Raw genomic sequence first — 23,364 nt, forward strand, 5'->3', positions numbered from 1 at the left:
GATACCCATGGGTGATCCGCTCAAGAATGTGCAACCGGAGCACTCAAGTGGTCAAGTCGCGCTGAAAATAGGCCTATTGGTTGGCCTCATGCGCGTCTAGAGTGGGCGTTTTGAATCGCGGGGGAGGCCGCTGCATGTCTGAAAGCCGCGGGTCGGCCGTACCGGCCGACAGGCATGCCCGCGAACAGTCCGTCACGATCAGTTTCGCGGGCTACGACCGCGCTTGGGCTGCCTGGATCGGTCACGTGCTGGAGCGCCGCGGACTGCATGTCGTGTACCAGCGCTGGGTGGGATCCCGGGAAGTCGTCCTGGTGGAACACCTGAGGGACCTGACGCTCGCTCCGGGGCGCATCCTCATCGTCCTCAGTAAGTGGTACTTCCAGCTCGGGCCGAGAACCCACGAGGAGTGGAACGCGGCGCTCCGCGAGGTGGTGGCTCCTGATCCGGACCGGTTCGCCGCGGTCGCCGTCACCACGGAACCGGTGCCCACGGCGACCGCCGTGTTCGCCGCGCCGGATCTCAACGTGGGGCCCGAGGAAGCCGAGAGGCGGGTGTTCGACCGGCTCGACTGCCTCGACCTGCTCCGCAGGCCTCCGGTGGACCTCGCCGATGGGCGGCGGACGCCGCGCTTCCCGACCGCAACTCCGGAGATCTGGGGCCCGACAGTGCCGCGCCGCAACACGCGCTTCACCGGGCGCGAGGACTTGTTGAACGAGGCGTACCGGGTGCTGCAGGGCGCCGAGCCGGGCGCGGGCGTCGTGACCTTCCACGGTATGCCCGGCGTGGGCAAGACCCAGCTGGCCGCGGAGTTCGTGTACCGGTTCCGTGTGGAGTACGACGTGGTCTGGTGGGTGCGTGCCGAGAAGCGCCCGGGGTACCGGCGCGCTCTGGCGGAACTCGCGCCGAGACTCGGACTGTCCACCGGCGCCGACTACGGCGAGAGGCTGCGAGCGGTGCGTACCTCGCTGCGGCGGGGCGACCCCTACGCGAAATGGCTGCTTGTGCTGGACGGTGCCGACGAGCCGGAGGAGATCTCGGGTCTCGTACCGACCGGCACCGGCCACGTCCTGATCACGTCCCGCAACCCGCGATGGCGGGAACACAACAGTCGGCTGCTGGAAGTGCCGGTGTACGACCGTGCGGAGTCGGTGGCCTTCGTCAGTCGGCGAGCCCCCCGGCTGACGAGGGTCGAAGCGGGACAGCTCGCGGAAGCGCTGGAGGATCTGCCGTTGGTGCTGGACCAGACGGCGGGTTGGCTCAACGACTCCGACATGTCGGTCGCGCGGTACATCGACCTGCTGGAGGGGAGCATCGATCAGGACGTGGTGAGGGTGTCCCCCGATTTTCCGATGCCCTTCCAGCGGGCTTGGTCGATACTCCTGGGCAAGCTGTACGAGGCCGTTCCGGAATCGGTCGACCTGTTGCGGTTGTGCTCGTTCTTCGCGCCGGGACTCATTCCCGTGAGTCTGCTGAGGCAGGTGCCGACCGACCGTCTGCCCGAGCGTGTGGCCAACCTGCTGGACGATCCGCAGCTGTGGGACAAAGCGGTCGGCCAATTGCAGCGTTACTCCGTCATTCCCGAGGAATTCAGGCCGGTCGACGCCGACGAGGCCAGTACCTGGGACGAAACCTTCTATCTCCACCGGATGGTCCACCAGATCGTGCGCCAGAACATGCCGGACGAAGATCGCGAACTCTTCATCGACGTGGTGCGGAGGGCGTTGGTGACGGCCGATCCGCGATCTCCGGACAAGCGCTTGTCGTGGGACACCTACGCCCAGCTCGTACCGCATCTCAAATACGCGGACGTCCTGGGGAGCAAGGACCGCGGGGCGCAGCTCCTCATCCTCAACAGCCTGCGCTACATGTACCGCTCGGGTGAGTACGCGGCCGGCCTCGAACTCGGCGAGCGTGCCATGGAGGCATGGCGCGCACTCCTCGGTGAGAATCACCCGAGGGTGTGGGAAGCGGCGCATCATTACACGAATCTCTTGCGTGTGGTAGGTAATTATCAGCAGTCGGAAGCCGTCGCGCGCGCAGCCGTGGAGTATCTGAAGGGGGAGCAGGGAGCGGACTCGCTGGCGCATTTGAAAGCCGCCAACGGACTGGCGGCGGACCTGCGCGGTCTCGCCCGGTACGAGGAGGCACTGCAACTCTGCGAATGGCTCGTTCCGATGTGCCGCAGCGCGCTGAGCGACAACTCCGAGACGACTCTGCGTGCCGAGAACAACCTTGCGGTTTCCCTGCGGCTCCTCGGCCGGTACGAACAGGCACGGGACCAGGACCGGCGCACGTGGGAGGAGCGGCGGCAGAAGCGGGGTGCGGAGCACGCGGAGACGCTGTACTCCGAGAGCTACTACGCGACGGACCTTCGCCTGCTGGGTGACTACAAACAGGCCGGATCGATCCAGCAGAAGAACGTTCGTGAACTGAGGAAGGCCGTGGGGTCGAACCACGAACAGACTCTCCTGGCCGAACACAATCTGGCACGGTGCCTGTACGACGGCGGTGATCGTCGAAAAGGTGGGACGCTCATGGCCGAGCTGCGGGAACGTAGCGAGCGCGCATTGGGGGAGACGCATCCAACCACCCTGCTCATCACCTCCAGCCACAGCTGTTTCGCCCGTCGGGAAGGCGACATCGACGAGGCGCGCGCCGCAAGCGAGTCCGTGATCGCCCGTTACGAGGTGATGCTCCCCGACACGCACCCTTACATCGCCGGGGCCCGCACAAACCACTCAGTGATCCTTTATGACGTGGGCGAACGCGATCTGGCGCACGCACTGGCCGAGCAGTCGCTGGCCGGCCTGACGGCGGCCGTGGGCGAGGACCATCCCTGGGTCATGGGCTGTGCCGTCAACGCCTCGGGGGTACGCCAGGCCATGGGCGACTTCGACGGGGCTGCCGAACTCAGCGCTGACATCGTCGACAGGGCCACCGCGGCTCTGGGGCGTACTCACCCGCTGACGCTCTGCGCGCGTGTCGCCTTCGCGGACGATCTGCGGGGCCTCAGGCGCGGTCAGCAGGCCGACAAGGTCGAACAGGAAGCGCTGTCGGATCTGACCGCCTCATTCGACGTCCAGCACCCCCGGGTCGTGTCGGCCCGTTCCCGCAGACGGCCTTTCTGGGACTTCGAGCTGTACTCCTCGTGAGCTGGGGGAAGTGACTGCGTCGACGTATATCTTCATACGTACCGGGGAATGAAGCCAGTTCCCGTCCAAGAACCAACAGCCAACACCCGCAGAAATCCGGAGAGTTGTCACCGGGGGGACATGTGGTGATTCTGGTGGGCCCCGTTCCGGCGGGCGCGGACGGACCCATCCCCGTCCAGGTCGAGGTGAACCTCGATCCGGACGCCGAGGACGGCCCCGACGGCGGTCTCGCGGCCGTCTACGGGGACGAGAAGGTCAGGGGCCGGGTCACCCAGCGTGTGATGGAGGTGACCCACGACGCCTACACGGACGGGTTGGAGCTGGCCCGGCGGTGCGCCGCACAGGCCGTCGGCCGGTTCGCCGAACTGACGGACGACCTGCGACCGGACGAGATCGAGATGCAGTTGTCCATCAAGGTCGACGCGGGCATGGCGGCCTTGGTCAGCAGCAAGGCCGAAGCGCAGCTGCAGGTCACGTTCCGGTGGCGGACCGCCGCCCAGGCCGAGACGTTACCGGGCAGCGAAGGGGGAACCGACTCGTGAGCCGTACGACCGGAGCCATACGCATCCTTCCCTACAGCCGGGTGGTGGGGCAGAACGATCTCAAGCTGGCGCTGGAACTGAACTACGTGGCGCCTCGTATCGGCGGGGTCCTGATGGCCGGGGCGCGGGGCACCGCCAAGTCCACGATCGTGCGGGCCTTCGCACTGATGGCGCACGCGGAGCTGCCCGTCACCCTCCCCATCAACGCCACCGACGACCGGGTGGTCGGTGGCTGGGAGCTGGAAGCGCTGATGCGGGGCGAGGCCCGCCCGCAGCCGGGACTCCTCGAAGAGGCGGCCGGAAAAGGGCTTCTGTACATAGACGAGGTCAACCTGCTCGACGACCACCTCGTCAACGTCATTCTCGATGTCGTCTCCACCGGCGTGCTGTCCGTGCAGCGGGAGGGCCTGGCCAACGCCAAACACGTCTCCTTCGGTCTGGTGGGCACGATGAACCCCGAAGAGGGCTGGCTGCGGCCGCAGTTGCTCGACAGGTTTGGACTCATGGTCGCCGCGCAGCACCAGGACTCGGACACCCGGCACCGGACGATAAAGACCGTGCTGGCCTTCGAGGAGGAGCACCAGAAGGAGGAGTCGCCCTGGCTGGAGGAGGCCGCACGGGACAACGCCGTCACCCGTGAACGGCTGGAAGGTGCCAGGAGCCGGGTGGGCACGATGAAGGTGCCGGACGAGGTGGTCAGACTCTGTGCCCGGGTGGCCCAGCGGGTGGATGCCGTCGGACAGCGCGGAGAGATCGTCGCGACCAGGGCGGCCCGTGCGCTGGCGGCGCTGGAGGAGGCGGACGGCGTGGAACCGGGCCACCTTCTCCGGGTCCTGCCGATGGCGTTCCGGCACCGCAGGCCCGAGACCGCCCACGGCGGCACGTTCGAGTGGGCTCCCGACGACGAGGCCCGTGTCAAGGACCTCTTCGACGCGGGCTGAGACAGACGATGTCCACCGAGCCGCCGAGCGGCGCCGAACGACGCACCGACACCGGCATCGAGCCGGGGCGAGGAGCACGGCACGAGCAGGAGGGGCGGCCGGACGACCTCGCGCTGCGGCTGTGCCGGGCACTCGTCTGCGCCGCGGTCGACCCGGCCCTCTGCAGTGTGCTGCTGTTCGACCTCGAACCCCAGCTGCTCGATCCCGTGGCCCGCCTCTTCCGCCGGATCCTGGCGGGTGCCGGCCGGACGGAGGCCCCACTGGTCATGCTGGGCACCACCAGCCGGGACGAGGACCTGTGGACCAGGGCCGTACTGCGCCAGGAGGCGGACGGCATCGCGTTCCATCTGGAGCCGGGCCCGCTCATCCAGGCGGACGACCGGCCCGAGGCGCTCCCGCCCGTGGTCGCCGTGCCGGACCTGTGCCGTCTGAGCGTCGCCGGGATGCGCGGCGCCGTCCAACTGCTGGGCGCGGACGTGGCGGTGGTCGAGCACGCGGGACTGAGCCGGACCGCCCGGCCCCGGGCCCGCTGGCTGGCGGCCTGCGGCTCGGCCGACGCGGGCCGGGTCAGCAGTCACCTGCTCGACCGGTTCGCCATCCGGCTGCCCGCCGCCGGCCTCCGGCTCCCCGATGTCGAGCGGCTGCTCGGCTCCCTGCCACCGGGCTGGCTCGACCGCGCAGCCCGGTCGGCCGGCGGACAGGCCGCACCAGCGGTGACCGTGACGGACGAGGTGATCACTCGCGTCGGACGCCTCCTCGGTCCGGACACCGGCGTGCGCAGACAACTCGCCCTCGCCCGGCTCGCCCGGGCGCTCGCCGCACTGGAGGGGGAGCACACGGCCGTTGTCGCGCACTGCGACGAGGCGGCCCGGCTCATGGGCCTGGCCGCCGGTGAGCCACCCCGGCCCCCCGAACCGGCAACCGGTCCGGCACCTCCCGCGCCTGTTCCGTCCCGCCCCGTGCCACGGCCACGTGGCGACACCGTGCGACGCGGACAGAGCGACCAGAACGAGCGGCGTTGGGCAGAACCCGGCCAGACGCTGCTGGAGAGCGAACCGGCCGAGGGCGTCGGCAGTGCCCCGGGCGGCGCGCCGGCTGTGTTCGCCACGCCCTACCCGGAGGACCGCGCGGACGTACTGCGTGACTTCGCCCCGCTGCGCAGCCCCTGGCAGCGGACGCCGGGGGCGGACCCTCAGCGCGGGGTGGTCATCGGCTCACGGCGGGCCCGGGACCTGAACGACCTCGCCTATGTGCGCACCGTGCGTGAGGCCGCGGTGCATCAACGCGTCCGTCGCACCGAGGACTTCACGGTCTCCCCGGCCGACCTGCACAGCCACGTCCGGGCCGGCGCTCCGGAGCGCCTGCTCGTCCTGGTCCTGGACCACACGTGCCGCGGGGACTGGGACTGGCAGGACACGCTGACCCCGTACCTCCAGTGGGCCTACACCATGCGTGCCGCCGTCCATGTGGTGGAGGTCGGCGGCGCACGGGCGGCGGACGAACTGAAAGCGGAGTCCTTCGCCCTGCGCAGCGTGCTCGACCCGCGGCTTCTCGCCGCCCTCTACCGGCCGCCGGGCCGTGCGAGCCCGCTCGCCCACGGCATCGAACAGGCGGCGCGGGCCCTGCGCCGCGCCTTCCGGCAGCACGGCAGCGGTCTCGCCGAGGCATTTCTGGTCGTGGTCACGGACGGGCGCGGCAACGTCCCGCTGCGGGCCAGTCACACGGGGAGGCTGAGCGGCTCGGTGGGTGCCGAAGGGGTGGAGGACGCCTTGTCCGCCGCGGCGGACGTCAGGAGCATGGACCGCACCAGGCTGCAGACGGTCGTGGTCGACGCGGGGCGCGAACCGTACGGGAACCTGCCGTCCGCCCTCGCGGACACGCTGGGCGGCACCGTGATCGAAGGACACGGCAGAGGTCGGGGCACCGGCAGCCTCAGGGGTCCGGGTTCCGGACGGGGAGGGGACGCCGGTGAGTGGTGAGCCGCCGCGCGGCCCCCGCTGGCTGACGGGCGCGGGCAACGCGATTCGCCGGGCGCCCCTGACCCGCCCCATGGACACCGTGCGCCGCGAACTTCCGTCACTGCTCCACCTGCGGCCTCCGCCGGACGCTCCGGTCGGCATGGGCAGTGTCGACGCCAGACTCAACGAGCGCCTGGAGGACGGGTACGCGGTACTGCGGGTCATCCGTGCCGCGGGCGCGGACGGACGGGACGGCTACCGGTTCCGCGGCTGGTGCGGAGACCTCTCGGTCACCTGTGACCCCGGACCGACCCGGCTCACCGCTCCGGCCGTCGGCCTGGGCAACCTGACACAGCGCGGCCTGTATCCCTCCGAGATCCTGCGGGGCATCCGGCACTGGTCGGGGAACCAGGGCGAGCTGGCCTCCTGGGTCAACAGTGTCCGTGCCAGGCACGGCGACACGCTGCGCCTCATCGTGTGGGACGACACCGGCTACGAGCTGCCGTGGGAGGCGTTCTGGGTGCCACCGGACCAGGAACGCGGCCTGCCGGGCGGCCTGCTGGGCGCCCTGCTCGTCCTGACCCGCTGGACCACCGTGCACGACGGCAGTCAGGGCCTGCCACGTCCCTCCGGCGAGTGCCACGGCAGTGTCCTGTCCTACCTCCATCGGGACATGGCCGGTGACTCGGACGTCTTCGCGCCGTACCTGCACCGGACGCATCCGGAGATGACCTCTTTCCTGCACGCGCTCGACGCCACGGAGCAGAAGGATCCCACCGGCCTGGTCTACCTGGGCTGCCACGGCACCTACGGCGACGCCGTCATGAGCCTCACGCTCGCGGAGCGCACCTGGGCGGAGTACAACAGCGAGGACATGCGGGTACTGGGCAGGGACCGGTCCCTGGTCTGCCTGAACGCCTGCCACTCGGGGCGCTTCGTCAACAACGTGGGACAGGGCGAGAACGCGTTGCGCGGATTCGCCGAACTCTTCCTGCGCAAGGGGGCGGGCGGCTGCATCGTCACCGCCGGGGAGGTCGGGGACCACGACGCGCGCGTGCTGATCCAGCGTCTGATGCGCCAGGTCGCCGGGCGGCCGGACCTCCCCGTCCCGGAGAGCCTACGGTCCTTCAGAGCCGGGGCCCTGGGGGACTTCGGCAGCCTGGCGGCCATCCCCAGGACGCGCAACGATGACGGTCGCGTGGACGCGGTCGGTCAAAAACGGGTCATGAGGCTGCTGTATGCCTTCACTTTCCAGTACTACGGTCATCCGCTCACCACATTGCGACTCGTCACCGAGAAAGGGCACAGCGCCTGGGGAGAGGGTTCGTGATGAACCTCGACGACCACACCCTCCTGATCGAACCCGTCGTGGCCTGGCCGCGGGAGGCCGAGACACAGTGCGAGTACCTGGTCACCGTCGACCTGCGGGGCCCGCTGACCGAGGACGGGGGCACGGCCGGCCGCTGGCCCTACCCCGACGAGGAGTTCACCTTCACCGTCGCCCTGGACGGTTCGCCGTACTTCGTCTGCACCGCCCTCGACGAGCCGAGCGTCGTCCTGCACCGGTTCGGCGGTACGTACGGACCGGTTCGCTTCCGGGTTTCGACCGGGCGCGCCGTCGGACACGCGTCGCTGTGGCTGACGGTCAACAATCAGTGGGGCGTACCGGTCCGCAAGGCCGAGCTGCTGTCGGAGATCCGGGAACGCGTGCCCGGCAGCGCACCGGCCGCCCGGCTGGCCGAGGTCATGCGGGAACGGACGTCCGCGGCCGGCCTCATGCCCTCCCCCCGGACGCCGGAGCGGTCCGGGGACTTCTTCGGGGCCGGGTACGGCCCGGCCGACGACCGCCGCCCGGCCGACCGGCCATCCGTCCCCGACCCGCTGCCGGAGCTCGTGCCGCCGGGCAGGCCGCGGCGGCTGCGCACCGGACGGCAGACCGTCACGCTCAGCTTCTCGGACGTCCACCGGAGCTGGGCCGACTGGATCGGGCACCGCCTGGAGCGGCGCGGCCACCGGGTCGTGCACCAGCGGTGGGGTCCGCCGCCCGGTGTCTCCGTCAAGGAGTCCCTGCGGGACCTCCTGCTGGCGCCGGGGCCCGTCCTGCTGCTCCTGAGCGACCAGTTCTTTCGGCTCGCCACCCGCACGGCCCAGGAGTGGGACGCGGCCCTGCGTGAAGTCGTCGTACCGAACGCGCAACGCATCGCGGCGGTGACCGTGGCGCCCTCGGCCCCGCCCACCGGGGCGGCCGTGCTCGACGCGGTCACCCTCCACGACGTGGGTGCCGAGGAAGCCGAACGACGCCTCCTGGACCGTCTCGACCTGCCGTCCGACCTGCTCTCCGAGTCGGCCGAGGACACGCGTTCCGGGCCGCCGTTCCCCGTGCACACACTCCGTGTCTGGGGCCGTGTCCCCGAGCGCAACGACCGCTTCACCGGCCGGCTTCCGCTGCTCAACACGGTGTACGAAGCGCTCCAGCGGGAGAGCCGGGTCACTCTGCACGGCTTGTCGGGCGTGGGCAAGACCCAGCTGGCAGCCGAGTACGCCTACCGCTTCTCCTCCGGCTACCACGTGGTGTGGTGGGTGCACGCGGGCAACCGGGCCGCGTTCCGGCAGGGGCTGGCCGATCTGGCCCCTGAGCTGGGACTGCCTACCGGGACCGACTACGGGGAGCGACTGCGGGTGATACGGGACGCGCTGGGCCGCGGTGACCCGTACCCGCGGTGGCTGCTCGTCCTGGACGGCGCCGACGAGCCGGACGAGATCAGGGACCTCGTGCCGACCGGTACCGGACATGTGCTCATCACCTCCTGCAACCCGGACTGGGGCACACGCCCCGGCGCCATGGTGGAGGTCTCCGGCTACGACCGCGACGAGTCGGTGGCGTTCATCCGGCGGCGGGCGCCCCGCCTGACGGAGCCGGACTCCCACCAGCTGGCCGAGGCGCTGGGAGACCTGCCCCTGGTCCTCGACCAGACCGCGGGCTGGCTGGAGGAGTCCGGCATGCCGGTCGCGGAGTACCTTGAGCAACTCCTGGCGGGCGACACCGACCGGGACACCCTGATACAGGTGTCCGCCGACTTCCCGATGACCTTCCGTGCCGCCTGGACGTTCCTGCTCGACAAGTTCCGCGAGACCTCACCTGATTCCGTGCAACTGCTGAGGCTCTGCACGCTCTTCGCCCCCGACGCGGTGCCCGTGAGGCTGCTGCGCGGTGCCCCGGCCGACGGACTGCCGCCGGCCGTGGCGCGGCTGCTGACGAACGATGCCTGCTGGGACGCCGCCGTCGGACAACTGCGGAAGTACTCGGTGGTCCGGGTGGAGCACCCGCCGCAGGATCCGTCGGACGAGTTCCTCACCGTGCACCGGATGGTCCACCGGACCGTCCGGCACGACATGTCCCCGCAGGAGTACGGGGACTGCGCCGAGGTGGCCCGGCGCGTGCTGGTCGGATCGGACCCGGGCAACCCGGACACGGCCGAACTGTGGCAGCGGTACGCCGCACTCGTCCCCCATCTGGAACACGCGGACCTGCTGTCGCGGACCGATCAGGACGTCCAGGAGTTCGTCCTGCACTGCCTCCGCTACCTGTACGTCTCGGGCGAGTACGACACGGGTACCCGTTTCGCCGAACAGGCGCTTGAGGCCTGGCAGGAGCACCAGGACGAGCACTCCGAACAGCTGTGGGACCTCGGCCACCACTACGCCAATCTGCTCCGGGCCATGGGTGCGTACCAGGACAGCGAGATCGTGAACCGCGCGGCGGTGGAGGAACACCGGGCGGTCGGCGGGGTACGGGAGTACCGCTACCTGCGCGCGGTCAGCGGTCTCGCCGCCGACATGCGGGCGCTCGGACGGTACGAGGAGTCGCTGCACCTGTCGGACGAGGTCTGCGACGGCTATGCGGACCTGCGCGGGGAAGACCACCCCGCCACCCTCGGGGCCCAGAACAACAGGGCCGTCTCACTGCGTCTGCTCGGCCGTTACGAGGACGCCCTGGAGATCGGCCGACGGGTGTCCCGACTCCGGGGCGAGGCCCTGGGGGCGCACCATTTCCTGACGCTGTTCAGCGAACTCTGGTGCGCGATCGATCTTCGTCTGCTGGGCCGCCACCAGGAAGCCCTCGACCTTCAGCGGGAGAACACGGCTCTGCACCGGCAGCTCCTGGGCGAAGACAATCCGCAGACGCTGTGGGCCCTCTACAACCTGGCCCAGTGCCTGTACCGCACGGACGACCACGGAGCAGCGGAGGAGCATTTCGCCGTCGCGCACGCGAAGGGCGACCGGGTTCTCGGCAAGCGGCACTCGACCACCCTGGTCTTCGCGACCGCCCACAGCTGTTTCATGCGCGAACGCGGAGACATCGACCAGGCACGCACACTCAGCGAGCGCGTGGTCGACCGCTACGAGCGTCTGCTCGGCCCGGACCATCTGTTCGTCGCCGGCGCGCGGAGCAACCAGGCCCTCATTCTCCGAGCCGTCGGCGAACGGACGCAGGCCCGCGATGTCGCCGAGCAGGCACTGGCCAGCATGACACGAGCCGTTGGGCCGGACCACCCGTGGACCCTCGGCTGCGCGGTCAACGCCGCGCTGACGCTGCACCTCGTCGAACGCGTCGAAGCGGCCGGCGAGCTGAGCCAGGGCGTGGTGGAACGGGCTGACCGGATCCTGGGGCCGAATCATCCGCTGACCCGGGTCGCCCGGCGCGCACTCGACGCCGACCTGCGCGCCGTGCACGACCGGGAGACGGTCGAGGCCGAGGACCGTGCCCGCCTGTTCTGGAACTTCGAGCCGCTGACGATCTGAACGGCGACGTCCGCTTCGTACGCCGTGAAGGTCACGCCGAAGGGCCCGCCCCCGAGCCGAAGCTCAGGACCGGGCCCTCCGTTCGTACCGTCAGTGCATACCGTGACCGGTCAGGCGTCGAACACCTCGCGGACCAGCTGTTCCTGCTCCGCCTGGTGGCGCTTCGCCGAGCCGACCGCCGGGGACGAGCCCGCCGGGCGGGAGATGCGGCGGAGGCGCTCCCCGTGGGGGACGTCCGCGCCGACCGCCAGGTCCAGGTGGTCGATGAGGTTCAGGGCGATGAACGGCCATGCGCCCTGGTTCGCCGGCTCCTCCTGGGCCCACAGGTACTTCTCGGCGTTCGGGTACTTGGCGATCTCCGCCTGGAGCTCGGCACCCGGGAGGGGGTACAGGCGCTCGATGCGGATGACGGCCGTGTCCATGATGCCGCGCTTCTTACGCTCGGCGTCGAGGTCGTAGTACACCTTGCCCGCGGTGAAGACGACCTTCTTGACGGCCGCCGGGTCCACCGACGAGTCGCCGATGACGGGGCGGAAGCCGCCCGTCGTGAACTCCTCCGCCTTCGACGCGGCGGCCTTGAGGCGCAGCATCGACTTCGGGGTGAAGACCACCAGCGGCTTGTGGTGCGGGTTGTGCACCTGCCACCGCAGGAGGTGGAAGTAGTTCGACGGGAGCGTCGGCATGGCGACCGTCATGTTGTTCTGCGCGCACATCTGGAGGAAGCGCTCGGGGCGCGCGGACGAGTGGTCCGGGCCCTGGCCCTCGTAGCCGTGCGGGAGGAGCAGGGTGACGCCGGACGTCTGGCCCCACTTCTGCTCCGCCGACGAGATGAACTCGTCCACGACCGTCTGGGCGCCGTTGACGAAGTCGCCGAACTGGGCCTCCCACATCACGAGGGACTCGGGACGGGCCAGCGAGTAGCCGTACTCGAAGCCCATCGCCGCGTACTCGGAGAGGAGCGAGTCGTAGCAGTTGTAGCGGGCCTGGTCCTCGGAGAGGTACTGGAGCGGAGTGAAGTCCTCCGCCGTCTCCCGGTCGATCAGGACCGCGTGGCGCTGGCCGAACGTGCCGCGGCGGGAGTCCTGGCCCGAGAGGCGCACCGGAGTGCCCTCCAGGAGCAGGGAGCCGATCGCGAGCGTCTCGCCCATGCCCCAGTCGATCGTGCCGTCCTCGACCATCGCCGCGCGGCGCTGCAGCTGGGGCAGCAGACGCGGGTGGACGGTGACGCGCTCGGGGATGTTGACCTGGGACTCGGCGATCCGCTTGACGACCTCCTGGGAGACGGCCGTGGTGACCGCCACCGGGAACTCGGGCTTCACGTCGGGGGCGTGCGCCTCGCCGGGCGCCGAAGCGGCCTCACGGACCTCCGTGAAGACCTTCTCCAGCTGGCCCTGGTAGTCCTGCAGCGCCTGCTCGGCCTCTTCCAGGGTGATGTCGCCCCGGCCGATCAGAGACTCGGTGTAGAGCTTGCGCACCGAGCGCTTCTTGTCGATCAGGTCGTACATCAGCGGCTGCGTGAACGCCGGGTTGTCCGACTCGTTGTGACCGCGGCGGCGGTAGCAGATGAGGTCGATGACGACGTCCTTGTTGAACGCCTGCCGGAACTCGAAGGCCAGCCGCGCGACGCGGACGACGGCCTCGGGGTCGTCGCCGTTCACGTGGAAGATCGGCGCCTCGATCATGCGGGCCACGTCCGTGGCGTACATCGAGGAGCGCGAGGACTCCGGGGCGGCGGTGAAGCCGACCTGGTTGTTGATGACCACGTGGACCGTGCCGCCGGTGCGGTAGCCGCGCAGCTGCGACATGTTCAGGGTCTCGGCCACGACACCCTGGCCCGCGAAGGCCGCGTCACCGTGCAGGGCGACGGGGAGGACGGTGAAGTCCGTGCCGCCCTTGTTGATGATGTCCTGCTTGGCGCGGGCGATGCCCTCCAGGATCGGGTCGACCGCCTCCAGGTGCGAGGGGTTGGCGGCCAGCGAGACCCTGATCTGCTCGCCGTCGAGGCCCGTGAAGACCCCTTCGGCGCCCAGGTGGTACTTGACGTCGCCGGAGCCGTGCATCGACTTCGGGTCGAGGTTGCCCTCGAACTCCCGGAAGATCTGCGCGTACGACTTGCCGACGATGTTCGCCAGGACGTTCAGGCGGCCGCGGTGGGCCATGCCGATGACGACCTCGTCAAGACGCGACTCGGCGGCGGAGTCGAGCACCGCGTCGAGCAGCGGGATGACGGACTCGCCGCCCTCCAGGGAGAAGCGCTTCTGGCCGACGTACTTCGTCTGCAGGAAGGTCTCGAACGCTTCCGCCGCGTTCAGGCGGCGCAGGATGCGCAGCTGCTCCTCGCGCTCCGGCTTGGAGTGCGGGCGCTCGATACGGTCCTGGATCCACCGGCGCTGCTTCGGGTCCTGGATGTGCATGAACTCGACGCCCGTGGTGCGGCAGTACGAGTCGCGCAGCACGCCGAGGATGTCGCGCAGCTTCATCAGGGACTTGCCCGCGAAACCGCCGACCGCGAACTCGCGCTCCAGGTCCCACAGGGTGAGCCCGTGCTCGGTGATGTCCAGGTCGGGGTGCTTGCGCTGGCGGTACTCCAGCGGGTCGGTGTCGGCCATGACGTGGCCGCGGACCCGGTAGGAGTGGATCAGCTCGAAGACGCGGGCGGCCTTCGTGACGTCGTCGTCGTGCGAGGCGTCGATGTCCTTGAGCCAGCGGACCGGCTCGTACGGAATGCGCAGGGCCTCGAAGATCTCGTCGTAGAAGCCCTGCTCGCCGAGCAGGTAGTTCGCGACGACGCGCAGGAACTCGCCGGACGCGGCGCCCTGGATGACCCGGTGGTCGTAGGTCGACGTGAGCGTCATGACCTTGGCGATGCCGAGCTTGTTCAGGGTGTCCTGGGACGTGCCCTGGAACTCCGCCGGGTAGTCCATCGAGCCGACGCCCATGATGACCGACTGTCCGGGCATCAGACGCGGGACCGAGTGGACGGTGCCGAGGCCGCCGGGGTTGGTCAGCGAGACCGTGACACCGGTGAAGTCGTCCATCGTCAGCTTGCCGTCACGCGCCCGGCGGACGATGTCCTCGTAGGCCTGCCAGAACTCGAAGAAGTTCAGCGTCTCGGCCTTCTTGATGCCCGCGACGACCAGCTGGCGGTCGCCGTTGGGCTTCACCAGGTCGATGGCGAGGCCGAAGTTCACGTGCTCCGGCTTGACCAGGGTCGGCTTGCCGTCCTTCTCCGTGAAGGAGTAGTTCATCGACGGCATGGCCTTGATGGCCTGCACCATCGCGTAGCCGATGAGGTGGGTGAAGGAGATCTTCCCGCCCCGGGCACGCTTCAGGTGGTTGTTGATGACGATGCGGTTGTCGAAGAGCAGCTTCACCGGGACCGCGCGCACGGACGTCGCCGTGGGGACCTCGACGGAAGCGTTCATGTTCTTCGCGACCGCGGCGCTCGGGCCGCGCAGCGTCACGTACTCCGGCCCGCCCGTGGAGGCGGTGGCCTCCGCGGCGGGCGCCGCCTTGGCAGCGGCCGGCTTCGCCGCCGCGGGCTTCGCCGGGGCGGCGGCCGGAGTCGCTGCCTGGGCAGGAGCGGCAGCCGCGGGCTTCGCGGCGGCCGGTGCGGCCTGCGCCGGGGCCGCGGCCTTGGCCGGAGCGGCCTGAGCCGGAGCCTGTGCCTGGGCCGGAGCGGCCTGGGCCTGGGGTGCGGCAGGAGCGGCCGGAGCCGCCTTGGGCGCGGTGGTGGTTCCCGCGGCCCCCGCGGCCGCGGTACCCGCCGGAGCCGAGGCGGCCACGCCGCCGGGCTTGTAGTCGGCGAAGAAGTCCCACCAGGCTCGGTCTACCGAATTCGGGTCCTGGAGGTACTGCTGATAGATCTCGTCGACGAGCCACTCGTTCGGGCCGAAGGCGGCAGCAGGGTTCTTCCCGGCTTGGTCCTCGGTCGAGACGCTCGATGAGTTACTGGGGGACTGTGGCGACACGGCGGCAACCGCCCTCTTCCGCTTCACAAGGTGATGGACAGCGGGAATAAAGGCTACGCCCCCCGGACCGGCTAGGTCAGTCCGGGCCTGGTCATCGTCGCGTAAGTCACATCGAAAAGCGTGTTTCGGCGTTCGAAATGGCGGGAAACAAGCGAGGTTCTGATGTGAAATGGACGCGCCGGCTCAAGGCTGCGGCCCCGAAAGGCCGAACCTCCGTGCCAGGAACGCACGATGACACGTGTCCTGCTGCCCCATCACGTGGATCTTGGGCTCTCGCTTCGAACCCTACGTCAACCTGTCCGGCGAGGGCACTCCCGGAAGAGTGACCTGGATCCGGCAACCGCGCTGGGATTCGGCCACGCCGATCCGGCCACCGTGCAGATCGACCGCCCAGCGGGCGATCGCCAGCCCCAGCCCCGTACCGCCGTCGCTGCCCGGGCCGTGCGGCGCGACGACCCCGCCGCGGTTGAACCGCTCGAAGACCCGGTGCCACTCCGAGCGCGGGATGCCGGGGCCCTCGTCCAGGACTTCGAGGTCCAGGGACTCGGGGCCGTCGCCGCGCCGGGCCTTCACCGTGACGCGGCCGTGCGGCGGGCTGTGCTTGACCGCGTTGTCGATGAGGTTGGCGACGACCTGGTGGATCCGCTCCGGGTCCGCGTGCGCGGTCAGCTCGGGCGGCGACACGTCGAGGTGCAGATGGACGTCCGTACGCGTGTGACTGCCGGAGCCGGAGGCGATGCCCGCGCGCGCGGAGGCCACCATGTTGGCCTCCTTCAGTACGCCCGACAGGTACGGCCACACCTCGAAGCGGCGCTTGCGCAGCGGTACGACGCCGTTGTCCAGGCGGGAGAGGTCGAGCAGCGTCTCCACCAGCCGGCCGAGCCGCTCCGTCTGCTTCAGGGCGGTGCGCATCGTCTCGGGGTCGGCCGCGGAGACGCCGTCCACCACGTTCTCCAGGACCGCCCGCAGGCCCGCGATGGGCGTACGCAGCTCGTGCGAGACGTTCGCCACGAGCTCCTTGCGCTGCCGCTCCTGGGCCTCCAGGTCGTCGGCCATGCGGTTGATCGTCTGGGCCAGGTCGCCCAGCTCGTCGCGGCGGTCGGCGCCCCTGACCCGGCGGGTGTAGTCGCCGTGCGAGATGCCTCGCGCGACGGTGCTCATCTCGTCCAGCGGAGCGGTGATCGAGTGCGCCACGAACTGGGTGATCAGCAGGGTCGCGATCATCGAGAAGACCGTGATGAAGCGCAGTTCCGTCTCCGTGCGGACCGCGATCATCAGCAGGCCGGTGGTGATGAAGACGGCGACGACCACCAGCGTGCCGAGCTTGGTCTTGATGGAGAAGGGGCGCATGTCTCCCCAGGATCCCGATCCGGAGCCGGAACCGATACCCGGGCCGGCATGCGCGCTCGCGCCGGACGTGGTGACGGAGGCGGCGCCGGTCGTGGTGCCGGATGTCGTGCCGGACGTTCTGTCGGCGCCCGGGGCCGAACCCGGCGGCGGGCGCGTCGCTGAGAAGCCGCCCGCGCCCTCGCCGACGGCCGGACCGCGGCCCAGCGCCGGACTCGCACCGGAAACGGCGTCGGCAAGGGGACCGGTGCCGGTGCCTGTGCCGGACGAGCCGCCGAACGCGGTACCGGACGGCGTGCCGGAAACAGGCCCCGCAGCAGGCTGCGCGCCAGGCCCGGCGTCAGACGCCGCACCGGGACCCGCACCGGCGGCCGGGCCGGAATCCGCGCCGGAACCAGTACCGGAACCCGTGCCGGAGATCAGCCCCGCGCCCGCCTTGACGCGCTTGCGCAGTACGCCGAGACCCCTCATCACATACGCCCCCTCGGTCAGGGTGCCCGACTCTAGGGTGTCGGGGTCTCCAGCGCGTAGCCCACGCCGTGCACCGTACGGATCCGCTCCGCGCCGATCTTCCGGCGCAGCGCCTTGATGTGGCTGTCCACGGTCCGGGTGCCGGAGGCGTCCGCCCAGTCCCAGACCTCGGCCAGCAGCTGCTCGCGCGAAAGGACCGCGCGGGGCGTGTTCGCCAGGCAGACCAGCAGGTCGAACTCGGTGGGCGTGAGGTGTACGTCGTCGGCGCGCACCCGGACCCGCCGCTGGGCGTGGTCGATCTCCAGCTCGCCGAGGCGCAGGATGCCGGAGCGCGGAGTGGACGCGGCCAGTGCGGCCCGCTCCACGCGGCGCAACAGAACGTGCACGCGCGCGGCCAGCTCCCGCATCGAGAACGGCTTCGTCATGTAGTCGTCGGCGCCCACGCCGAGGCCGACCAGCATGTCCGTCTCGTCGTCGCGGGCGGTGAGCATCATCACCGGTACCGGACGGGCCGCCTGGACCCGGCGGCAGACCTCCAGGCCGTCGAAGCCCGGCAGCATGATGTCGAGAATCAGCAGGTCGGGCTGCCATGCCTCGGCCGTGTCGACGGCGGCCGGTCCGTCACCCGCTGTTTGCACGAGGAATCCCTCGGCGCGAAGCCGGGCGGCGATGGCGTCGACGATCGTCGGATCGTCCTCGACCACCAGCACCCGGCGCTGAGCGCCCGGCGTGGCCGCCGTGCCGTTGTGCGAGGTGTGTGTCTGCTCCATCGCCCGCCCCTGAGTGTGCTTTCCGGAACCAGTGGGGTGATTCCATGACTGCGCTTGACGCTTGAATGATCGGCGTCAGAGCAGCAGGGTACGGGCAGTGACCACCCCTCGGCTATCCAGGCCTTACCGCGAGATGCACCACGTCCGGAACGCCCCGGGCAACGGGGATCTCTTCGGTACGCACCCCCTGGAACCCGGCATTCCGCAAGGTTCTTGCGAAATCAGGCGAAGGTTTGGCCGACCAAACAGCGAGTACCCCGCCTTCCCTCAACACCCGTGCGCACGCGGCGAGTCCGGCCCGTGAGTACAGGCTCTCGTTGCCCTCCGTGACGGTCCACTCGGGCCCGTTGTCGATGTCGAGGCACAGTACGTCGTACGTGTCGGATGTCTCATGGACGTGGGCGACGAGATCGACCTCGATGATCTCGGTGCGCGGATCCGCGAGCGCGGGGGCGGACAACTCCGCGAGCGGCCCGGCGCGGTGCCAGTCGACGATGGCCCGTTCCCGTTCGGCGACGGCGATACGGCCCCAGCGGGGGTGGGCCGCCGCGTGGGCGAGGGAGAAGCCGACGCCCAAGCCGCCGATCAGGATCTCCGGCGCGGGGCGCCCGTCCAGCGCGCCGAGCGCGGCGTCGACCAGCAGCCTCTCCGACCGGCCGTCGGAGGTGTCCATGAGGAAGCAGCCGTTGGCGATGATCTGCAGCAGCTCGCCGTGGCGGCGCAGCACGACCTCGCCGTACGGTCCCTCGCGGCGGTCGATGACTTCGGGGCTGCCGTGCGGGGTGGCGTACGCGGTCATGACCTCATCCTGGCAACCCGCGCCCGGCCGGGCAGCCGGTTTTCGCCGCGCCACCCGACTCCGGCCCGCGGTGGCGGTGCCGGGTCCCCTGGAGGACGCTGGGACCCGGACATGGACGGCCTGTGCGTGGCATCCGTCATAGACAGCGCGATCAAGCACGCCGAGGGTGGGGGAGAACGGAAGGAGCCCCCGACGGTGGAACGGAGCGAGAGGGACGCGTCCCCGAACCCGAACGCTCCGAAGCCCCCACCGAACCGGCACTCGAATCCGGCACAGGCAGAGGGCCCTTCCCGACCGCCCGCACCCTCCAGCCCCCGTAAGGGGCGCGGGGAACTGTGCGACAAGCCCCCACCGGGCCCGCACCCGAATCCGATACCGTCCGAAACCCGTCTCCGACGGCCGAGGCGCGTGCGCAACCCGTTCCCCACCCCCACCGCAACCCCCTTCACCTTCGGGTACGCCGTCGTCCTCCTCCTGACCTCGCTCTTCACCGAGTACGCCGACCCCTACCTGGTGAGCCGCGTGCTCCAGGGGTCCAGCACGGACGTGGTGCACCTGGCGCAGGCACCGGTCCCCGTACTGATCGCCAGCGCGCTGTGGATCGCCGGCGGAATCTCCTCCGTGTTCGCGATCGCCTTCCTCTTGGTGCTCACCGCGCTGGAGCGGCGCATCGGCGGCCGGCGCACGGCGGGTGTCTTCCTGCTGGGGCACGTCGTGGCGACGCTGGCCACCGAGATACCCGTCGGCCTCTCGGTCCTCGCCGGGCACCTCCCCGACAGCTCCCTCCACCGCTACGACTACGGCATCAGCTTCGGTGTCGCGGCGAGCGCCGGCGCACTGGCCGGGCTCCTGACGCTCTGGCCCCGCCTGCTCCTCCTGGCGGTGTCCGCCTGGCTGGTCGGCGAGGGCCTGGTGGCCTACACCGACCCCCTGACGAACTGGGGCCACCTGCTGGCCCTGGCCATCGGGGTCGCCACGTGGCCGTGGGTGCGGCGGGTGCAACGGGCCCGCCGCACCAAGAGGCCCGCCCCGGACGCTCAGCTCCAGGACGGCGCCGGAGAGCCCACGGGCGCGTCGTAGGGCACGGGCCTGCCCGTGACCGCGTCGAGGAGCATGCGGTCGCCGACCGGACGGTCGAGCCGCACCCTCACCTTCTTGGACCGCATATCGGCGGTGCACGGACCGTCCGACGGATCACGGACCCCGGCCGAGAACACCACGTTGTCCGCGGTCTCCAGGACGGCCACCTGCGGACCCTTGTCGCAGGAACCGTGCTGGGCCCGAACGGTGACGGTGCGCTCCTCCCGCGACACCGACCCGATCCCGGAGAGCGGAAGCAGCAAGTCCGAGGTCTCCCGGAAGGGCCCGACGGGCGGCCGGGGGAGCTTCGAGGGCGCGACCGCGACCCGCTTGAGCGGGGTGTCGTACCCCTTGACGGTGAAGAGCCACGCGGGCACGGTCGCCGGCCCCCGGCTGGTGGACTGGGTCATCGTCCCGAGCCGCGCACCGGTCACGACGAGGGAGGGGCCGGAGTTCCGGCCGCGGGCGAGCTTCTCGTAGGCGGCCCGCGCGGAGGAGACGGGGAGGGCGAGCGTGCCGCCACCGCGCCAGCGGACCTGCCCCTCCGCGGGCGTACCGGAGGGGAGTTCCCCGTCCAGTTCGAAGTTCTGGGTGGCGTACGCACGCTCGTCGGCCCGGCTGCGGAAGGCGCCCTTCGGAAGCTGGACGGCGGCGTCCATCGGGAAGTACCGCTCGCGCCAGATCCGTGCGGCCTTCGAGCCGGCCCAGGCCTCGGAGACGTCACGGGCGCGTTGCGTGCTCCCCTCCGGGCCGTGCGCCGAGCCGCCCCCGACGTCGGCACCGCCGCCCCCGGCACTTTCTTGGCCGCACGCGGCGGCTCCGGTGAACAGGCCCCCCGCGACGAGCAGCCGCAACAACAAGGTGATCCGCATGACGCTCCCAGGACAGCCGGCCGGATGAAGTCGACGAGGTACCGACGGGGTACCGACGACGTTCCTGAGACGCGGTAACCCGCCCTGACGTTCGCTCCGAGGGCGGAAATGAGCCCGTCCTCAAGCGGTCGCGCCAGGCGATCGCTCACAGCGAACACCCCTAGGGGAACAATCGGAGGCTCACGTGCATTGAGTCGGCATAGCTCAACTTGAATGCCGAAGGGGAGATCATGACTTTGACGTCCGAACCGCTCACTCTGCCCGTGCTGCCGCTCGACGACGAGGTCGTGCTGCCCGGCATGGTGGTGCCCCTGGACCTGAACGACGCCGATGTACGCGCCGCGGTGGAAGCCGCGCAGGCAGCAGCCCGTTCCACCGGTGCCAGCAAGCCGAGGGTGCTTCTTGTTCCGCGGATCGACGGCACGTACGCCAACACGGGGGTGCTCGGCACGATCGAGCAGGTCGGGCGCCTCGCCGACGGTGACCCCGGTGCCCTGATCCGCGGTCGCGGACGGGTGCGTGTCGGCGCCGGTACGACCGGCCCTGGCGCGGCCCTGTGGGTGGAGGGCACGCAGGTCGAGGAGACCGTGCCGGACCCGCTGCCCGGCTCCGTGACCGAGCTGGTCAAGGAGTACAAGGCGCTGGCCACGAACTGGCTGAAGAAGCGGGCCGCCTGGCAGGTCGTGGACCGCGTCCAGCAGATCGACGACGTGTCCACGCTCGCCGACAACTCCGGTTACTCGCCGTTCCTGACGACCGCCCAGAAGGTCGAGCTCCTTGAGACCTCCGACCCGGTGGCCCGGCTGAAGCTGGCCACCGAGCACCTGCGCGAGCACCTCGCCGAGCAGGATGTCGCCGAGTCCATCGCCAAGGACGTACAGGAGGGTGTGGACAAGCAGCAGCGGGAGTTCCTGCTGCGGCGGCAGCTGGAGGCCGTGCGCAAGGAGCTGCGCGAGCTGAACGGCGAGGCCGAGGGCGAGGAGTCCGACGACTACCGGGCCCGCGTCGAGGCCGCCGACCTCCCCGAGAAGGTCCGTGAGGCCGCTCTCAAGGAGGTCGAGAAGCTGGAGCGCTCCAGCGACCAGTCGCCCGAGGGCTCCTGGATCCGCACCTGGCTCGACACCGTGCTCGAACTCCCGTGGAACGAGCGCACGGAGGACGAGTACGACATCCAGGGTGCCAAGACCGTCCTGGACGCCGAGCACGCGGGCCTGGACGACGTGAAGGAGCGGATCACCGAGTACCTGGCGGTCCGCAAGCGGCGCAACGACCGGGGTCTCGGTGTCGTGGGCGGCCGGCGCGGTGGCGCGGTGCTCGCGCTCGTCGGCCCTCCCGGCGTCGGAAAGACCTCGCTCGGCGAGTCAGTCGCGCACGCCATGGGCCGCAAGTTCGTCCGGGTCGCCCTCGGTGGCGTACGGGACGAGGCGGAGATCCGCGGCCACCGGCGTACGTACGTCGGCGCGCTGCCCGGCCGGATCGTGCGGGCGATCAAGGAGGCCGGGTCCATGAACCCGGTGGTCCTGCTCGACGAGATCGACAAGGTGGGCTCCGACTTCCGGGGCGACCCGGCAGCGGCCCTCCTCGAAGTCCTCGACCCGGCCCAGAACCACACCTTCCGGGACCACTACCTGGAGGTCGAGCTCGACCTGAGCGACGTCGTCTTCCTGGCCACGGCGAACGTGCTGGAGGCCATCCCGGAGGCGCTGCTCGACCGGATGGAACTGGTGCGGCTCGACGGGTACACCGAGGACGAGAAGGTCGTCATCGCCCGCGACCACCTGCTCCCGCGCCAGCTGGAGCGGGCCGGTCTCGAGACCGCCGAGGTCACCCTCGACGAGAGCGCGCTGCGCAGGCTGGCCGGGGAGTACACCCGCGAGGCGGGCGTACGGAACCTGGAGCGGTCCGTCGCACGGCTGCTCCGCAAGATCGCGGCGCAGCACGAACTCGGCGAGCGGAAGCTGCCGTTCACGGTCGGCGCGGACGATCTGCGCGCGCTGATCGGCAGGCCGCACCACGTGCCGGAGTCCGCCCAGGACCCGGCCGAGCGCCGCACGGCGGTGCCCGGCGTGGCGACCGGGCTCGCGGTCACCGGCGCCGGTGGTGACGTCCTCTTCGTCGAGGCGTCGCTCGCCGACCCGGAGACGGGCGCGGCGGGGCTGACCCTCACCGGTCAGCTGGGCGACGTGATGAAGGAGTCGGCGCAGATCGCGCTCTCCTTCCTCCGCTCGCACGGCGCCGAACTGGAACTGCCCGTCGCCGACCTCAAGGACCGGGGCGTGCACATCCACTTCCCGGCGGGCGCGGTGCCGAAGGACGGTCCGAGCGCGGGTGTCACGATGACGACGGCACTGGCCTCGCTGCTGTCCGGCCGCCAGGTCCGTACCGACGTGGCCATGACCGGTGAGGTCTCGCTCACCGGCCGGGTGCTGCCGATCGGCGGCGTCAAGCAGAAGCTGCTCGCCGCGCACCGGGCGGGTGTCACCACGGTGATCATCCCGAAGCGCAACGAGGCCGACCTGGACGACGTACCGGCGGAGGTGCTGGAGAAGCTCGACGTCCACGCGGTGACGGACGTCCGCCAGGTCCTGGAACTGGCGCTGGCGCCGGCGACGAACGGCGCGGCGACGGAGGTTCCGCTGGCCGCGTGAGTGGCGGGCT

13 protein-coding genes are annotated in these 23,364 nt (G+C 70.4%); 8 read left to right on the forward strand and 5 right to left on the reverse strand.

Annotated features, from left to right (window positions below):
• Positions 1 to 134 precede the first annotated feature (134 nt).
• The 6 genes from fxsT (ACZ60E_RS22400) to fxsT (ACZ60E_RS22425) all read left to right on the forward strand — a co-directional run bounded on the left by fxsT (ACZ60E_RS22400) (position 135) and on the right by fxsT (ACZ60E_RS22425) (position 11,396).
• On the forward strand, positions 135 to 3,152 hold the full coding sequence (fxsT, locus tag ACZ60E_RS22400) for an FxSxx-COOH system tetratricopeptide repeat protein (protein ID WP_469442588.1): 3,018 nt from the start codon (positions 135 to 137) through the stop codon (positions 3,150 to 3,152).
• A 122-nt stretch (positions 3,153 to 3,274) separates the two neighbouring features.
• A complete protein-coding gene (locus ACZ60E_RS22405) occupies positions 3,275 to 3,694 on the forward strand; it encodes a CU044_2847 family protein (protein WP_469442589.1) in 420 nt (139 codons plus the stop codon).
• A complete protein-coding gene (locus tag ACZ60E_RS22410) occupies positions 3,691 to 4,635 on the forward strand; it encodes an AAA family ATPase (RefSeq protein ID WP_469442591.1) in 945 nt (314 codons plus the stop codon). Before ACZ60E_RS22405 ends, ACZ60E_RS22410 begins: the two co-directional genes overlap by 4 nt.
• Before the next feature lie 8 nt (positions 4,636 to 4,643).
• Entirely contained in the window at positions 4,644 to 6,614 is a 1,971-nt protein-coding gene (locus ACZ60E_RS22415) for a magnesium chelatase (protein ID WP_469442592.1), read from the forward strand.
• Positions 6,604 to 7,923, forward strand: coding sequence for a CHAT domain-containing protein (locus ACZ60E_RS22420; RefSeq protein WP_469442593.1), 1,320 nt, complete (start codon positions 6,604 to 6,606; stop codon positions 7,921 to 7,923). Before ACZ60E_RS22415 ends, ACZ60E_RS22420 begins: the two co-directional genes overlap by 11 nt.
• Positions 7,923 to 11,396, forward strand: a complete 3,474-nt coding sequence (fxsT, locus tag ACZ60E_RS22425; RefSeq protein ID WP_469442594.1) for an FxSxx-COOH system tetratricopeptide repeat protein — start codon at positions 7,923 to 7,925, stop codon at positions 11,394 to 11,396. Before ACZ60E_RS22420 ends, fxsT (ACZ60E_RS22425) begins: the two co-directional genes overlap by 1 nt.
• 110 nt (positions 11,397 to 11,506) lie before the next feature.
• Here the strand turns inward: fxsT (ACZ60E_RS22425) and ACZ60E_RS22430 are convergent, their stop codons facing one another.
• From ACZ60E_RS22430 to ACZ60E_RS22445, 4 genes are all read right to left on the reverse strand, one after another.
• Positions 11,507 to 15,367: a multifunctional oxoglutarate decarboxylase/oxoglutarate dehydrogenase thiamine pyrophosphate-binding subunit/dihydrolipoyllysine-residue succinyltransferase subunit gene (locus ACZ60E_RS22430; RefSeq protein WP_469442596.1), complete on the reverse strand. Its 3,861-nt coding sequence runs from the start codon at positions 15,365 to 15,367 to the stop codon at positions 11,507 to 11,509.
• Between the two features lie 285 nt (positions 15,368 to 15,652).
• Positions 15,653 to 16,717: a HAMP domain-containing sensor histidine kinase gene (locus ACZ60E_RS22435; protein WP_384803469.1), complete on the reverse strand. Its 1,065-nt coding sequence runs from the start codon at positions 16,715 to 16,717 to the stop codon at positions 15,653 to 15,655.
• Between the two features lie 500 nt (positions 16,718 to 17,217).
• On the reverse strand, positions 17,218 to 17,955 hold the full coding sequence (locus ACZ60E_RS22440; protein WP_107021341.1) for a response regulator transcription factor: 738 nt from the start codon (positions 17,953 to 17,955) through the stop codon (positions 17,218 to 17,220).
• A 112-nt stretch (positions 17,956 to 18,067) separates the two neighbouring features.
• Positions 18,068 to 18,754 (reverse strand): spermine/spermidine synthase domain-containing protein, encoded by a 687-nt coding sequence (locus tag ACZ60E_RS22445; protein WP_469442598.1) that lies wholly within the window; start codon positions 18,752 to 18,754, stop codon positions 18,068 to 18,070.
• A gap of 408 nt (positions 18,755 to 19,162) precedes the next feature.
• Between ACZ60E_RS22445 and ACZ60E_RS22450 the strand changes: the two genes are divergently transcribed.
• Positions 19,163 to 19,834: a rhomboid-like protein gene (locus ACZ60E_RS22450; RefSeq protein WP_469442600.1), complete on the forward strand. Its 672-nt coding sequence runs from the start codon at positions 19,163 to 19,165 to the stop codon at positions 19,832 to 19,834.
• On the opposite strand, the gene ACZ60E_RS22455 is transcribed toward ACZ60E_RS22450, so the two are convergent.
• Positions 19,792 to 20,706: a hypothetical protein gene (locus tag ACZ60E_RS22455; RefSeq protein ID WP_469442602.1), complete on the reverse strand. Its 915-nt coding sequence runs from the start codon at positions 20,704 to 20,706 to the stop codon at positions 19,792 to 19,794. The genes ACZ60E_RS22450 and ACZ60E_RS22455 overlap by 43 nt on opposite strands.
• Positions 20,707 to 20,936: 230 nt before the next feature.
• On the opposite strand from ACZ60E_RS22455, the gene lon reads away from it, so the two are divergent.
• Positions 20,937 to 23,354, forward strand: coding sequence for an endopeptidase La (lon, locus tag ACZ60E_RS22460; protein WP_384803306.1), 2,418 nt, complete (start codon positions 20,937 to 20,939; stop codon positions 23,352 to 23,354).
• Positions 23,355 to 23,364: the final 10 nt, after the last annotated feature.

This window comes from Streptomyces sp. NPDC102514 (assembly GCF_055584525.1).